General features: G+C 72.6%; 16 protein-coding genes. 9 read left to right on the plus strand and 7 right to left on the minus strand.

What is annotated here, in order from left to right; translation table 11 throughout:
• Nucleotides 1–145 precede the first annotated feature (145 nt).
• Nucleotides 146–1444: a YibE/F family protein gene (locus ACRWNP_RS01060; RefSeq protein ID WP_431958929.1), complete on the plus strand. Its 1299-nt coding sequence runs from the start codon at nt 146–148 to the stop codon at nt 1442–1444.
• Nucleotides 1445–1519: 75 nt separating this feature from the next.
• The gene (locus tag ACRWNP_RS01065; RefSeq protein WP_431958930.1) at nt 1520–1771 is read left to right on the plus strand and encodes a hypothetical protein; all 252 of its coding nucleotides are present in this window, start codon (nt 1520–1522) and stop codon (nt 1769–1771) included.
• Nucleotides 1772–1811: 40 nt separating this feature from the next.
• Here ACRWNP_RS01065 and ACRWNP_RS01070 read toward each other — a convergent pair whose 3' ends face one another.
• Both ACRWNP_RS01070 and ACRWNP_RS01075 read right to left on the minus strand, forming a co-directional pair.
• Nucleotides 1812–2024, minus strand: a complete 213-nt coding sequence (locus ACRWNP_RS01070; RefSeq protein ID WP_018558186.1) for a DUF5326 family protein — start codon at nt 2022–2024, stop codon at nt 1812–1814.
• Nucleotides 2025–2146: 122 nt separating this feature from the next.
• Nucleotides 2147–2464 carry a cupin domain-containing protein gene (locus ACRWNP_RS01075; protein ID WP_431958931.1) on the minus strand — a complete coding sequence of 106 codons (318 nt, stop codon included), beginning with the start codon at nt 2462–2464 and terminating at the stop codon, nt 2147–2149.
• 57 nt (nt 2465–2521) lie between these two features.
• On the opposite strand from ACRWNP_RS01075, the gene ACRWNP_RS01080 reads away from it, so the two are divergent.
• The 6 genes from ACRWNP_RS01080 (at nt 2522) to ACRWNP_RS01105 (ending at nt 7313) form a co-directional block, all read left to right on the plus strand.
• Nucleotides 2522–2899 carry a phage holin family protein gene (locus ACRWNP_RS01080; RefSeq protein ID WP_431958932.1) on the plus strand — a complete coding sequence of 126 codons (378 nt, stop codon included), beginning with the start codon at nt 2522–2524 and terminating at the stop codon, nt 2897–2899.
• Nucleotides 2900–2923: 24 nt separating this feature from the next.
• Complete coding sequence (locus tag ACRWNP_RS01085) at nt 2924–3457, plus strand: low molecular weight protein-tyrosine-phosphatase (RefSeq protein ID WP_431958933.1); 534 nt, start codon at nt 2924–2926, stop codon at nt 3455–3457.
• Nucleotides 3454–4341, plus strand: a complete 888-nt coding sequence (locus ACRWNP_RS01090; protein ID WP_431958934.1) for a fructosamine kinase family protein — start codon at nt 3454–3456, stop codon at nt 4339–4341. The genes ACRWNP_RS01085 and ACRWNP_RS01090 overlap by 4 nt, the downstream gene beginning before the upstream one ends.
• Nucleotides 4342–4422: 81 nt before the next feature.
• Nucleotides 4423–5559, plus strand: a complete 1137-nt coding sequence (locus tag ACRWNP_RS01095; RefSeq protein WP_431958935.1) for a cystathionine gamma-lyase — start codon at nt 4423–4425, stop codon at nt 5557–5559.
• A gap of 226 nt (nt 5560–5785) precedes the next feature.
• Nucleotides 5786–6682, plus strand: coding sequence for a LysR family transcriptional regulator (locus tag ACRWNP_RS01100; protein WP_431958936.1), 897 nt, complete (start codon nt 5786–5788; stop codon nt 6680–6682).
• 103 nt (nt 6683–6785) lie between these two features.
• Complete coding sequence (locus ACRWNP_RS01105) at nt 6786–7313, plus strand: NUDIX domain-containing protein (protein ID WP_431958937.1); 528 nt, start codon at nt 6786–6788, stop codon at nt 7311–7313.
• Between the two features lie 12 nt (nt 7314–7325).
• On the opposite strand, the gene ACRWNP_RS01110 is transcribed toward ACRWNP_RS01105, so the two are convergent.
• From ACRWNP_RS01110 to ACRWNP_RS01125, 4 genes are all read right to left on the minus strand, one after another.
• Nucleotides 7326–7985 carry a pyridoxamine 5'-phosphate oxidase family protein gene (locus ACRWNP_RS01110; protein ID WP_431958938.1) on the minus strand — a complete coding sequence of 220 codons (660 nt, stop codon included), beginning with the start codon at nt 7983–7985 and terminating at the stop codon, nt 7326–7328.
• Nucleotides 7986–8026: 41 nt separating this feature from the next.
• The gene (locus ACRWNP_RS01115; RefSeq protein WP_431958939.1) at nt 8027–9466 is read right to left on the minus strand and encodes a globin domain-containing protein; all 1440 of its coding nucleotides are present in this window, start codon (nt 9464–9466) and stop codon (nt 8027–8029) included.
• 254 nt (nt 9467–9720) lie between these two features.
• A complete protein-coding gene (locus ACRWNP_RS01120) occupies nt 9721–10353 on the minus strand; it encodes an HAD family hydrolase (RefSeq protein ID WP_431958940.1) in 633 nt (210 codons plus the stop codon).
• A complete protein-coding gene (locus ACRWNP_RS01125) occupies nt 10314–11267 on the minus strand; it encodes a LysR family transcriptional regulator (RefSeq protein ID WP_431958941.1) in 954 nt (317 codons plus the stop codon). The genes ACRWNP_RS01120 and ACRWNP_RS01125 overlap by 40 nt, the downstream gene beginning before the upstream one ends.
• 84 nt (nt 11268–11351) lie before the next feature.
• On the opposite strand from ACRWNP_RS01125, the gene ACRWNP_RS01130 reads away from it, so the two are divergent.
• Nucleotides 11352–12236: a GNAT family N-acetyltransferase gene (locus tag ACRWNP_RS01130; protein WP_431958942.1), complete on the plus strand. Its 885-nt coding sequence runs from the start codon at nt 11352–11354 to the stop codon at nt 12234–12236.
• Nucleotides 12237–12396: 160 nt separating this feature from the next.
• Here ACRWNP_RS01130 and dnaB read toward each other — a convergent pair whose 3' ends face one another.
• Complete coding sequence (gene dnaB, locus ACRWNP_RS01135) at nt 12397–13872, minus strand: replicative DNA helicase (RefSeq protein WP_431958943.1); 1476 nt, start codon at nt 13870–13872, stop codon at nt 12397–12399.
• Nucleotides 13873–14162: the final 290 nt, after the last annotated feature.

A 14162-nucleotide genomic window follows, 5' to 3' on the forward strand; every position in this document is an offset into this window, starting at 1 on the left:
AGGTTCAGCGGTCGGCGCAGCTGGTGGCCCTCGGCCGGTCAGCGCCCTCTCAGCCCGGTGCTCCGAGCTCCCGCGTTTGCAAAGGTGCCTCAACGCTAGCGGGTCCTCGCCGGCGCACACCAGAGGGTGTTGCGATGATCGGGCCGTGGACTCCACTCAACCTCACGCACACGCCCCCGGTCACAGCCACGGTCACGGCCCGGTGCCACCGGCCTCCCGGCACCTGCGCAAGGTCATCGCCGCCGTCCTGATCCCCTTCGTCGCGGCCGTGGTGGCCGGCCTGGTGGTGCTCTGGCCGGGCGGCGTGCCGAAGCACGAGCGCAGCGGCGTCGGCTTCGACCAGCAGACGCAGTCCGGGCGGGTGGTGAGGGTCGAGGAGGTCAAGTGCTCGGACGTCAACGCCGAACCGGGCACCGGAGCCGCGCCCTCCCCCGGCCCGACGTCGGTGCCGTCGGGTCCGGCCATCTGCGAGCGCGCGACGATCGAGGTCACCTCGGGCAAGGACGCGGGCCGCACCTTCACCGAGATCGTGCAGCCCACCCAGACCCGGCACTACACCAAGGGCCAGAAGGTGCTGCTGGCGTACGCGCCCCAGGCGCCGCGCGAACTGCAGTACTCGGTGACCGACGTCGACCGGGCCTTCCCGCTGTGGCTGCTGGCCGGGATCTTCGCCGCGGTGGTCGTCGTGGTCGGGCGGCTGCGCGGAATCCTGGCGCTGGTCGCGCTGATCATCAGCTTCGCGGTGCTGACGCTGTTCATCCTCCCGGCGATTCTGCACGGCGGCAATCCGCTGCTGGTCGCGGTGATCGGCGGCAGCGCCATCATGCTGATCGCGCTCTACATGTGCCACGGCCTGAGCGCCCGTACCTCGGTGGCGGTCCTGGGCACCCTGTGCTCGCTGCTGCTGATCGGCTTCCTGGGCTCGGTCTTCACCGACTGGGCGCTGCTCAGCGGCAACACCTCCGACGAGACCGGGCTGATCCACTCCCTGTACCCGGGCATCGAGATCCGCGGTCTGCTGCTGGCCGGCATCATCATCGGTTCGCTGGGCGTCCTGGACGACGTGACGGTCACCCAGACCTCGGCGGTGTGGGAGCTGCGGGAGGCGGACCCGGGGGCGAGCTGGCGCCGGCTGTACTCGGCGGCGATGCGGATCGGTCGCGACCACATCGCCTCGGTCGTCAACACCCTGGTGCTGGCCTACGCGGGCGCGGCGCTGCCGTTGCTGCTGCTCTTCTCCGTCGCGGAGCGCGGAGTGCTGGCCGTGGCGGGCAGCGAGCTGGTCGCCGAGGAGATCGTGCGGACCCTGGTGGGCAGCATCGGCCTGGTGGTGGCGGTGCCGTTGACGACGGCGCTGGCCGCACTCGTGGTGTCGGCGGACCGCGGCAACGGCGACACGGTTCCCGCGGGCACCGGTCGAGGGCACCGGCGTCGCGCCAAGTGACCCGGACGGGCAGAGACGATCAAGGCGCGTGGCGCGGCCCTGACGGAGAACCAGGAGGCGCTCGCCGCCCGGCAGATGGCCGAGGTCGGGCCGGAGATCGTCCGGACGGGCGCCGAGGCCTTCGGCGACGTCGGTCACATGATGCTGCTGAACGGCGCCGACGGGCTGTCGGAGATGCTCGCCGAGGCGCTCACCGTGGGCGCCACTGTCCTGGGCCTGGCCCGTCAGCTGGTCGCCCGGATGAACGGCGCGACCGGCGCCGACGGCGACGCCCCGGCGGGCGGTGCGGCGCCGCGCAGCCCCGGGCGCGTCCGGCTGCGGGACTGAGCGGCGCACCTCCCGTGGGGCCCGGACCTGCCCCACGGGGTCACCACTTGTCGCGGGAGTCGGACGAGGACGAGGTGAACTTCTTGACCACGTACACCAGGCCGCCGACCAGCGCCACGAAGACCAGCACCTTGAACAGCAGCCAGAACAGGAACCCGATCGCGCTGGCGATCATGCCGCCGAAGACCACGATCGCGATCACGGGCACCGCGACCCACTTGACCCACCAGGGCAGGCCCTCGAAGAGCTTCACCGTTTCCTCCTCCTTGTCGTCCTTCCGCTCCCAGGCTAGGGCCGCGACGGCCCCCTGCGGAGGCCTCGCGGTCCCCATCCGTCCCTGACCCTCCCCCTACGGGAACCCTGGGGCGGAGGCCCTCACGCCTCGGGGGGCGAGAAGACCACCAGGACCTTCAGGTCCTCGGTGACGTGGTGGAAGCGGTGCGGCGCCCCGGCCGGGACGTAGACCACGCTGCCGCGCGCGACGTGCGTCGTCTCCTCCCCCACGGTGACCAGTGCCCGGCCGCTCACGACCAGGTAGATCTCGTCCTGCGCGTGCGGTTTCTGCGGGTCGAGCTCCCCGGCCCGCAGGGCGTAGAGCCCGGCGGACATGTTCCGCTCGCGCAGGAAGCTGAGGTACGCGCCCTCGTTGGCGGCCCGCTCGGCCTCCAGGTCGTCCAGCCGGAACACCTTCACGTGGCCGCTCCCTCTCACCTCTGTGCCTGTGCGATCACTTCTGCGACGATCTCAGCCATGATGAACTTCGTCGTCAAGACGCTCGCGAATGCCGGAGCCCTGCTGGTGGCCATCTGGCTCGTGGGCAACATCACGCTCACCGGTGACGACACCGGGCACAAGGCCCTCACCCTCATCCTCGTCGCCCTGGTCTTCGGCGTGGTGAACTGGCTGGTGAAGCCGCTGGTGAAGCTGCTGTCGCTGCCCCTGCTCGTGCTGACCCTCGGCTTGTTCACGCTGGTCGTGAACGCCCTGATGCTGCTGCTCACGTCCTGGATCTCCGGCAGGCTGGACCTGGACTTCCACGTCGAGGGCTTCTGGGCGGCGTTCCTCGGCGGCCTGATCATCAGCATCGTCTCCTGGGCGCTGAACATGGTCCTCCCGGACAACGACTGAGCCCGGCACTGCATCATGGAGCCCATGAGCGCTCCGTCCTCCCGCACCCCGCTGCGGGTGTGCTTCGTCTGCACCGGCAACATCTGCCGTTCGCCGATGGCCGAGTCCGTCTTCCGCACCCGTGTGGAGGAGGCCGGGCTCGGCGGCCTGGTCGCCGTCGACAGCTCGGGGACCGGCTCCTGGCACGAAGGCGACGGCGCCGACCACCGCACCGTGGCCGTGCTCCGCGCGGCCGGGTACGAGCACGAGCACATCGCGCGCCAGTTCCAGCCCGAGTGGTTCGCCGGGCTCGACTTGGTGATCGCCCTCGACTCCGGCCATCTGCGGGACCTGCGCCGGCTGGCGCCCACCCCCGAGGACGCCGCCAAGGTGCGGCTGCTGCGCTCCTACGACCCCGCCGCGGAGGCCGGGGCGGACGGCCGCGGCCTGGACGTGCCCGACCCCTACTACGGGGACATCAGCGGCTTCGAGGAATGCCTGGAGATGTGCGAGGCCGCCGCCGAGGGCCTGCTGGACGCCGTACGCGACGCCCTCGGCGAGCCCGCGCCGGCGCCGTGACCCCTCCGGCCGGGCTCGCGGACCGGGTCGCCGCCCTGCTGGGCGAGCCGGTGACCCAGCTGGGCCCGGTGGGCGGGGGCTCGATCTGCCGGGCCGTGCGGCTGCGGCGCCGCTCGGGCGGCGCGGTCTTCGCCAAGACCCTCGCGGACGCGCCGCCGGGCTTCTTCGCCGCCGAGGCCGCCGGCCTGCGGCTGCTGGGCGGCACCGGCACGGTGGCCGTACCGGAGGTGCTCGCCGCCGACGACCGCACCCTCGTGCTGGAGTGGGTAGAGCCCGGCCCGGCCACCCCGGCCGCCGCCGAGCGCCTCGGCCGTGAACTCGCCGCGCTCCACCGGGTCCCCGCCCCGGCGTACGGGACGGCGCACCCCGCGTTCATCGGTTCGCTCCCCCTGCCCTCGTCCAGCCCCGGGCAGACGTCCGGCTCCCTGGGGGACTGGCCCGCCTTCCACGCCGCCCACCGGCTGTTGCCCTTCCTGCGGCAGGCCGCCGACAGCGGGGCCATGGCACCGGCCGACGTCCGCGCGGTCGAGCGGGTCTGCGAGCTGCTGCCGCGGATCGGCGGCCCCGGGCAGCCGCCCGCGGTGATCCACGGCGACCTGTGGTCCGGCAACGTCCTGTTCACCGCCGACGGCCGGGCCCGCGTCGTCGACCCGGCGGCGCAGGGCGGGCATCCCGAGGCCGACCTGGCGATGCTGGAGCTGTTCGGCTGCCCGCACCTGGAGCGGGTGCTCGCCGCGTACGAGGAGGTCCGGCCGCTGCCCGGCCGAGCGGAACGGGTGCCTCTGCACCAGTTGCACCCCCTGCTGGTACACGCCGTCCTGTTCGGCGCGGGTTATGGGGCCGCCGCAGGTCGCGCCGCCCGCGCGGCCCTCGCGTCCGCCTAGCGGACGGCCGTGTTCGTTGGAACGTACACCGGTATCTTCCGCCTGTACGTTCGCGAAGACGGGGAGAGCGAGGAGAGGGCGATGACGGAGTACGAGAGCAGGCCCGGGGACAGCACCCGCAGCGTGCACGCGGGCCGCCCGCCGGCCCGGCCCCACGAGCCGGCGTTGCCCGGCCCGGTGTTCGCCGCGCACTTCCACCTGCCGGGCGACGTCACCGGCCCGTACACCTACGGCCGTGACGAGAACCCCACCTGGACCCGGCTGGAGGAGGCGATCTCCGCCCTGGAGTCCCCGGACGTCCCCGCGCAGACGCTGGCCTTCTCCTCCGGCATGGGCGCCATCTCCTCCGTGCTGTTCTCGCAGGTGCGTTCCGGCGACACCGTGGTGCTGCCCTCCGACTGCTACCAGGCCACCCGCACCCTCCAGAGCCGTCTGGAGGACTACGGGGTCTCGGTGCGCCTGGCGCCCACCGCGGGCGACGCCCAGCTGGAGGCGCTGGAGGGCGCCCGGATGCTGTGGATCGAGACGCCGTCCAACCCCGGCCTGGACGTGTGCGACATCCGCCGGCTCGCCGACGCCGCGCACGCCGCGGGCGCGCTCGTGGCGGTCGACAACACCCTCGCCACCCCGCTCGGCCAGCGCCCGCTGGACCTGGGCGCGGACTTCTCGGTGGCGAGCGGCACCAAGGCGCTGTCCGGCCACGGCGACCTGCTGCTGGGCTATGTGACCACCCGTCGGCCCGAACTCGCGGCCGGGGTGCGGCTGTGGCGCAAGACCGTCGGCGCGATCCCCGGCCCCATGGAGGCCTGGCTGGCGCACCGTTCGCTGTCCACGCTCGCGCTGCGGGTGGACAGGCAGGCCGCCAACGCCCTGGAGCTGGCCGCCGAGCTGCGCCGGCGGCCCGAGGTGACCGACGTGCGTCACCCGGGCCTGGCCGGCGATCCGGCGCACTTGGTCGCCACCGCGCAGATGACCCGGTTCGGCAGTGTCGTGTCCTTCACGCTGCCCGACAAGGAGCATGCCGAGCGCTTCCTGTCCGCGCTGCTGCTGACGACGGAGGCCACCAGTTTCGGGAGTGTGACCAGCACCGCGGAGCGCCGGGCGCGCTGGGGCGGGGACGCGGTCCCCGAGGGCTTCATCCGCTTCTCGGTCGGGGTGGAGGACGCGGCCGACATCGTGCGGGACGTGACGCAGGCCCTGGACGCCGCGGCGCGCTGACCCCGTACGTTCACCTCGAACAGATATATCTACGTAGAGGGCTCTACGCAGAATGGGTGGTCCGAGCCTCCCCCCTCGTGGCTCGGACCACCCTGGCTTTACGCGCGGAGACCCGTCCGAACAAGGCTAGTTGACTCTGCGTCAGTGTCCAATCACAGTTGCGATACAGACCTATCGATATATTTATATGTTGCGGTCGTACCGGTGGCCAGAAGGGAGCGGTTCCATGGATCTGGCGCTGCTGCGAACGTTCGTCACCGTGCACCGGGCCGGTTCCTTCACCAGGGCCGCTCAACTGCTGGGACTGTCGCAGCCCGCCGTCACCAGCCAGATCCGCAGCCTGGAACGCCAGGTCGGCCGCCCGCTGTTCCTGCGCCTGCCGCGCGGCGTCGCCCCGACCCCCGTCGGCGACCACCTGGCCCACCGGGTGGCCCCGCACCTCGACGCCCTCCTGGAGATAACCGAGGCGGACCTCGACGAGGAGTCCGGCCACCGAACCCTGCACCTCGCCGGGCCGCCCACCTTCACCTCCCTGCGTGCCCTGCCCGCCCTCGCCCCGCTGGTCGCCGAGGGCCTGAAGCTGCGGATCGCGCTGGCCGGCGAGGACGAGGCGCTCGCCGGCCTCGCCGCGGGCCACCACGATCTGTCCATCGGCACCGTCCGGCCACGCGACCGGCTGCTGACCGCCACCGCCCTGTGGGACGAGGAGCAGATACTCGTGGCCGCCCCCGCCTGGCAGGAGCGGATCGGCGGCCCGCTGGCGGTGCGCACCCACGGGGCACGGGTCCTCGACGACATCCCCGTGATCTCCTACGACGAGGGCATGCCGCTGATCGACCACTACTGGTCGGCGGTCTTCGACGCCACCCCCGCCGTCGTCCCCGCCGTGGTCGTGCCCGACCTGAGGGCCGTCCTGGAGTGCGTGGTCGCCGGGGTCGGCATGGCCGTCCTGCCGCGCTACCTGTGCTGCGAGGCGATCAGCGCGGGCACCGCCCGGGCGCTGCTGGAGCCGCCGGTGCCGCCCCTGCGCACGTACTTCGTCTCGGTGCGCGCCGGGACGCTCGCCCTGCCGCACATCGCCCGGGTGCACGAGGCGCTGATGCGCTCCTCCGCGACCTGGTGACCGCGCGCCCGGCGTACGGCGGGTGACCTCCGCCAGAACGGGACGTTCCGATTCGCCGTCCCGGGGGCGTTTGCCGCCTCCCGCGCCGCGGCAGATCTCAGGCATGCCCCCGGACATCGAAGCACCTGCCACACCCGGTGCACCGACCGCCCCGGCCACCCGGCCGGTGGTCAAGCGCACCGCCCGTGCCATCCTGCTCGACGGCGACTCCCTCGTGCTCATCAAGCGCACCAAGCCCGGGCTCAACCCGTACTGGGTCACGCCCGGCGGTGGGGTCGAGGCCGAGGACGCCACCATCGTCGAGGCGCTCCACAGAGAGCTGGACGAGGAACTCGGCGCCAAGGTCACCGATGTCGTCCCGGCCTTCGTCGACACCGTCGAGCACATCGGCGAGGACGGCTCGCACGGTGTGAAGGTGCAGCACTTCTTCGTGTGCCGGCTGGCCTCCATGGACCCCTCCCGGCGGCACGGCCCGGAAGTGGACGAGCCCTCGGGCACCTACGACGTGGTCCGTGTGCCCTTCAGCCGGGTCGGGCTCGCCTCGGTGGAGATCGTTCCGCTGACCCTGCGGCACTACCTGGACGGCAACATCGAAGGGGTGCTCGGCCTGCTCTCCGACGACCTCGGCTGACCCCGGGCGGCCTCAGGCGCCGAAGCAGTCCGGGGGCGCGCCGCGGGGCCGCCCCGTGCGGGCGTGCGCGGCGCCGGCGGCCGCCCCGAAGTAGTCCCCGCCCTTGCGCCGCACGTCGTCGGTGCCCCAGGCCCGGCCGTCCCGCGAGGGCGCCTTCGCCATCCGCGGGATGTGCTTCGAGCAGTGGACGTACGCCTCCTCGACGCTCACCCGGACCCACAACTGCGGCCTGCGTCCGGGCACCGCGTCCAACGGAAGCGCGGGGTGCAGGGCGCGCATCGTGCCGTCGGGGATCATCCACGCGCGACCGTTGACGTGCAGTCCGATCCGGTCCCTGGTGAAGTCGAGCATCAGGATGCCGACGTGCGGGTTCTCGCGCATGTTGCCGAGCGAGGCCATCACGCCGTTCCCCCGGTACTCGGGGTAGACCAGGGTCCGCTCGTCCAGGACGGTCAGGAAGCCGGGCGGCCCCGCCCTGAAGGTGCTGTCGCACTCACCCCGGGCGTCCGCCGTGGACAGGAAGAACATCTCCTGCCGCTCGGTGAACTCCCGCATCGACGGGTTGAGGTGGTCCAGCACCTGCTGGGCGTAGAAGCGGTCCGCGCGGTCGGCCGTGCCCATCTCCTCCTGGAGGCGGTGCTCTCCCGCACTGCCGGGACGTTCCTGCGGCAACGTTTCTCCTCGTGGGGGCGTGGGAGGGACGGAAAGCGGAATCAGTCGACGGCCGCGACCAGGCCCTCGATCAGGTCGTGCCGGATGCGCTGGGAGGGCATGCCGCCGCGCACGAGGGTGTCGACGCCGCTGCGGATCATCCCGGGCGGCCCGCTGAGGTACGCGTCGTACTCGGGCCAGGGGCCGTACTGCTGCACGATCTCGGGGAGCGGGCCGTGCAGGCCGCCGTCGCCGCGGCCGTGGGAGACCACGGGGCGCACCGAGAGCCAGGGGTGGCGCCGCGCGAACCCCAGCAGAGTGTCCAGGTCGTACAGGTCGTGGTCGCTGCGGGCGCCGTAGAAGACGTCCATGGCCCGGCGGCGACCGTGCTCGGCGACGTCCTCGACCAGGGCCTTGATGGGGGCGATGCCCGTGCCGCCGCCCAGACAGAGCAGCCCGTTGTCGGTGCTGTGGTCCACGACCATGGAGCCGCCCGGCGGGCCGAGCCGCAGGACGTCGCCGGGCCGGGCGCGGTGGACCAGCGCCCCGCTGACCCAGCCGGCCGGTACGGCCTTCACGTGGAAGACCAGCAGGCCGTCGGAGCGGGGGGCACTGGCGAAGGAGTAGTGCCGCCAGACCCGGGGCCACCAGGGCGTCTCCAGCGTCGTGTACTGACCCGCGAGGAAGGGGTAGGGCTGGTCGGGGCGGACGCTGACCACCGCTATGTCGGAGGTGCGCGGTTCGTGGCTGACGATCTCCCCGTGCCACCAGGGCGGCGCGTGCTTCTCGTCGGCCGCCGCCGCGTCGATCATGATCTGCGAGATCAGCGTGTAGGCGCGCACCCAGGCGCCCTCGACCTCGTCGTTCCAGACGGCCGAAGCGTACCGGGTCAGCGCCCCGATCAGGCATTCACCCACGGCCGGATAGTGCTCGGGACGCGTGCCGTATTTGCGGTGGCCGCGACCCAGCTGGGAGAGGTATTCGGTGAGTATCTCGGCGTCGTCCATGTGTTCCGCCGCGATGAGGAGTGCTTTCAACAATCGGTCGCGCTGCGCGTCCATCGCGGCTGGAAAGAGTTCGCGCAACTCCGGATGCCGTGTGAACAAAAGTGCATAGAAATACGACGTCGTCTTGTCAGCGACCGGCGCGACCTCCTCCATCGTGCGCCGGATCAGCAGGGCATCCGCGCTCGGCTGCCACGACCGCGGCCGGGCCTGCGCGCGGGGCGGGGGCTGCGGGGCCGGCGGCTCCGATTGGTGCCGCGGTCCCGGCGCGTCCCGCGGGGGGCCGGGCCGCGGCGGCACCGGACCGGGGTCGGCGTTTCGCCCGGCTCCCGTGCCCACCGGCCTTATCGGCCGTACCGGGCGGCTCGGCGCGGCGCCGTCCTCGCCCTCGTGATGGGGCCTCGGCCCGTCAGGTGGTGTGTGCGGCGTGAACCATCCGGAGGAGTCAGCCCCGGCACCCTTTCCCGGTTCGGCCGCGTTCGTGGTCAGAGCGTCCATGGTCAGCTTCGCCTCGAGCTTCTCCCGGTCGGTGTCCGTACGTCGGCCACATGTCCTGCGCGGAAAGCCTGCCAGGGCTTCACGCCGCGCGGCCGAATAGCCGGAAGTACGGGAAACGCGATACCGATCCCGTTAAGCTCAGCCGAATGTGAGACCCCGCTGTCGCGGAAGCCCGCCGACCGCGCCCCGAGTCACCGCTTTCACATTCGCCACTCAATTCCCGTGACGATCACCACCGTTGAATCGTCACTTGTTCACTCCGCGACCAGTGCGTACGCTTCGCGCAGATCACGCCCCGTGTACGCATGGCTCGCCAGCCCGCTCACGTGGTGGTCCCCGTTGACCGCGACCGACACCGGCACCGCCGCGAACAGCGCCGTGTCCGACAGCGAGTCGCCGTACGCCACGCACTCCGCGCGGCTGACCCCGTAGCGGGCGCACAGCTCGTCCGCGGCCGCCACCTTCGTCTCCGGCAGCAGGATCCCCGCCAGGTCCAGCCCGGCCGCCGGCCCGAACGGGAGCTCCGGGAAGACCGACGCCCGGACCGCGTGCGCCCCCCACTCCAGCAGCCTGCGCACGAAGAAGTCCGGGGAGAGCGACACCACGGCGCAGTGCTCCCCGCGGGCCGCGATGTCCGCCCACACCTCCCGTATCCCGGTCAGCCACGGGGCGCCCTCGAACGCCGCCGCCACCTGCGCCGGGGTGAGCGCCCGCCACAGCTCGTACGCCCGCTCCGCGTAACCCGGAGGATCGAGCACGCCCCGCCCGAGCGCGTGTTCCAGCTCGCGGAACTCCGCCACCAGCCCCAGTTCCCGGGCGAGTTCCATGCTCGCCGAGGAGCCGTGCATCAGCGTCCCGTCCATGTCGAAGATGTGCAGCCGTCCCACGCGGTCCCTCCCTCGTTCCCCACCGCCCGGCCAATCCCCGGCGGCGTCCCTCCGAACAGCCGGGCGGCGTCCTCCGCCGCCCCGCGGACCGCGGGCCGGCGGTCCGCCGCCCGCCAGGCCAGGGCGACCGTGCAGCGCACGTCCCCGGCCAGCGGCACGATCACCACGTTCGACCGCGCGTAGTGCTCGTCGGTCGACGTGCTCGCCAGCGCGCATCCCCGGCCCGCCGCCACGAGTTCGAGCGTCTCCTCCAACGACCCCGACGCCACCGTCCCGGCCACGTGGACGACGCCCACGGCCGACGGGTGGCGGAACCCGGCGTAGGCCGCGTCCCCGGTTCGCGGCACCACCCAGGTCCTGCCGCCCAGTTCACCGGGCGCGACCTCGGTCCGGCGGGCCAGCGGGTCCGTCGCGGGCAGCGCGACACAGCGCCGGTCGCTGGAGACCGTCACCATCCCCAGTCCCGGGGCGTCCAACGGGGGCCACACGATGGCCAGATCGGAGTGTCCGTCCAGCAGCCCGCAGGAGGGGTCGTCGAAGTCGTAGCGGCGCAGCCGGACGTCGCCGGGGGCGCGGGCCTGGACCAGGTCCAGCAGCTCCCGGGTGCGGCCGGCCGCCGCCTCGCCCAGGAAGCCCACGGTCAACGACCGGGACGCCCCGTCCAGCAGCCCCTCGAGCTCGTCAGCGGCGTCCACCGCCGCCACCGCGTGGGCCAGGATCCGCCTTCCCAGGTCGGTCAGTTCGGCCCGTTCGCGGTTGCGGACCAGCAACGGCCGCCCCGCGGCGGCCTCCAGCCGGCGCACCGACTCGCTCACCGTCGGCTGCCGTACGTCCAGCTGCCGCGCGGCCGCCGAGAACGAGCCCGTGCGCGCCACCGCCACGAACGCCCGCAGGCCGGGCAAGGTCAGCGTCACCCCCGGAGGATAGCCCGGCACCGACCGATGGTCATAGGGAAAAACTATGGGCACCGCCCGCCGCCGCCACGGCACGCTGCCCGCATGACATCCCCCACGGCCGCCACGGCCCCCGTACGCCGTCTCACCTCTGCCGACCTCCCCGCCTGCAGCGCGCTGGCCATCAGCCGCGACTGGGGCGCCGAGGAGCACAAGTGGCGCTTCCTGCTCACTCACGGCACCGGTTACGGCATCGACGCCCCCGACGGCGACGGCCTGGCCGCCACCACCGTCCTCACGCGCTACGCGGGCGGCCTGGCGGCGGTCAGCATGGTCCTGGTCGCCGCCCGCTACGAGGGGCGGGGACTCGGACGGCGCATCATGACCCACGTCCTGGCCGAGGCGGGTGACGACACCGTCACGCTGCACGCCACCGACCGCGGTCGGCCCCTGTACGAGAAGCTCGGCTTCCGGGCGGTCGGCACCGTCGTCACGCACCGCGGCCGCTTCGCCCCGGCCGAGCCCGCCGGGGCGGACGGGCCGGGCGGGCCCGGCGCCGCGGAGCCGCGTCCCTTCACCGAGGCCGACCTGCCGGCCCTGCTCGCCCTCGACGCCGAGGTGTTCGGCGCGGACCGCTCCCCCCTCCTGCGCGACCTGCCCCGGTTCGCCGAGCGGGTCCTGGTCGCCGAGGAGGACGGTGTCCTGACCGGTTACGCCTCGGCCTGGCGCAACGCGGACACCCTGGTCGTGGGCCCCGTCGTCGCGGCGAACGCGGCCGGGGCCCGGCGGCTGATCACCGCTGTCGCCCGGGACGCGGGCACCCCCGTCCGCCTCGACCTGCGCACCGGCGCCCCCGGTGCCCTCGACGGCTGGGCCGCGGCACACGGCGTGACCCCCGTCTTCCCCAACACCCTGATGGTGCTGGGCCATCGCGACCTGCCCGGCGACGAACACCGCCGCCACGCACCGCTGATGGTGGCCCTGGGCTGAGCCCTGGCGGGCGCTACCGCGAGAACACCCGGCCGTAGGCGGAGTCGCCCTCGAGGCAGACGTCGCGAGCGGTGTCACTCTGGCGTTCGTGACCGGGGGACCGCCGTTGGTGCCGCGCAGCACGGACGAACGGCGCACGGCGGATCGCGGCGTCCCCGGCTCAGGTCTGGGCCATGTCCACGAATCGCGAGTAGTGGCCCTGGAAGGCCACGGTGATGGTGGCCGTCGGGCCGTTTCGGTGCTTGGCGACGATCAGGTCGGCCTCGCCCGCGCGCGGGGACTCCTTCTCGTAGGCGTCCTCGCGGTGCAGCAGGATCACCATGTCCGCGTCCTGCTCGATGGAGCCCGACTCACGCAGGTCGCTGACCATCGGCTTCTTGTCGGTGCGCTGCTCGGGACCACGGTTCAGCTGGGAGAGCGCGATGACCGGCACCTCGAGCTCCTTCGCCAGGAGCTTGAGGTTGCGGGACATGTCGGAGACCTCCTGCTGGCGGCTCTCGGGGCGGCGCGAGCCGCCGGCCTGCATCAGCTGGAGGTAGTCGATGACCACCAGGCGGAGGTCGTTGCGCTGTTTGAGCCGGCGGCACTTGGCGCGGATCTCCATCATCGACAGGTTCGGCGAGTCGTCGATGTAGAGCGGGGCGGCCGAGACGTCGGGCATCCGGCGGGCCAGCCGCGTCCAGTCGTCGTCGGTCATGTTGCCGGAGCGCATGTGGTGCAGGGCGACCCGCGCCTCGGCGGACAGCAGGCGCATCGCGATCTCGTTGCGCCCCATTTCGAGGGAGAAGAAGACGCTGGGCATGCCGTTGGTGACCGAGCAGGCACGGGCGAAGTCCAGCGCGAGCGTGGACTTGCCCATCGCGGGACGGGCGGCGATGACGATCATCTGACCGGGGTGCAGTCCGTTGGTGAGGGAGTCCAGGTCGGCGAAGCCGGTGGGCACCCCGGACATCTGGCCGCTGCGCGAACCGATGGCCTCGATCTCGTCGAGGGCCCCCTCCATGATCTCGGAGAGCGGGAGGTAGTCCTCGCTGGTGCGCTGCTCCGTGACGGCGTAGATCTCGGCCTGCGCGGAGTTGACGATCTCGTCGACGTCGCCGTCGGCGGCGTACCCCATCTGTGTGATGCGTGTGCCCGCCTCGACGAGCCGGCGCAGGACCGCGCGCTCGTGCACGATCTCCGCGTAGTACTCGGCGTTGGCCGCGGTGGGCACCGCGTTGACGAGGCTGTGCAGGTAAGGGGCGCCGCCGACGCGCACGAGCTCGCCGCGCTTGGTGAGCTCGGCGGCTACGGTGATGGGGTCGGCGGGTTCGCCGCGGGCGTAGAGGTCGAGGATCGCGGCGTAGACGGTCTCGTGGGCGGGCCGGTAGAAGTCGGCACCCTTCAGCACCTCGACGACGTCGGCGATGGCGTCCTTGGACAGCAGCATGCCGCCGAGCACCGACATCTCGGCGTCCAGGTCCTGCGGCGGTACGCGCTCGAAGCCGGCCGCTCCGCGGTCGTCGCCGCGGTCCCGGTCGCGGTCCCGCTCGTCCCTGCGGCGGAAGCGGGAGACGGGCAGGCGGTCGCCGGGACCGTCCGGCGGGAACGGCGGCTCGCTCCCCCAGTGGTCGTCCGCGGGTTCGGGCTGGCTCACCCCCCTGCCACCTCCTTCCCGTCCGGCGCGGACCGCCGCGTCGTGTCCCTTTTCCTACGCCACGGCTCTGACAATCGAGACGCCCGGACACACCTGTGGCACGTCGGGCGACGCCCCACGGTAGGGGTCCACGGGGCTCACAGCCAAGACGGTTATCCACAGGGGCTGGGGACGACCTGTTGAAGAACCGCCCCTACCTGTGGAGAAGCCCGCTCCAGCTGTGTACAGGGCGGGGGACAGCGCGGTGGACAAGCACACAATCACCCAATGATCACGTCGCTGACCTGCAC

Origin of the sequence: Actinacidiphila sp. bgisy160 (genome assembly GCF_965342435.1) — a bacterium.
Classification (GTDB): Bacteria; Actinomycetota; Actinomycetes; order Streptomycetales; family Streptomycetaceae; genus Actinacidiphila.

Coding starts and splice junctions, on each gene's coding strand:
- ACRWNP_RS01130 (WP_431958942.1), top strand. CDS start 11,352: ATGACATCCCCCACGGCCGCCACGGCCCCCGTACGCCGTCTCACCTCT.
- ACRWNP_RS01085 (WP_431958933.1), top strand. CDS start 2,924: ATGAGCGCTCCGTCCTCCCGCACCCCGCTGCGGGTGTGCTTCGTCTGC.
- ACRWNP_RS01100 (WP_431958936.1), top strand. CDS start 5,786: ATGGATCTGGCGCTGCTGCGAACGTTCGTCACCGTGCACCGGGCCGGT.
- ACRWNP_RS01115 (WP_431958939.1), bottom strand. CDS start 9,466: ATGGACGCTCTGACCACGAACGCGGCCGAACCGGGAAAGGGTGCCGGG.
- ACRWNP_RS01095 (WP_431958935.1), top strand. CDS start 4,423: ATGACGGAGTACGAGAGCAGGCCCGGGGACAGCACCCGCAGCGTGCAC.
- ACRWNP_RS01105 (WP_431958937.1), top strand. CDS start 6,786: ATGCCCCCGGACATCGAAGCACCTGCCACACCCGGTGCACCGACCGCC.
- ACRWNP_RS01080 (WP_431958932.1), top strand. CDS start 2,522: ATGATGAACTTCGTCGTCAAGACGCTCGCGAATGCCGGAGCCCTGCTG.
- ACRWNP_RS01065 (WP_431958930.1), top strand. CDS start 1,520: ATGGCCGAGGTCGGGCCGGAGATCGTCCGGACGGGCGCCGAGGCCTTC.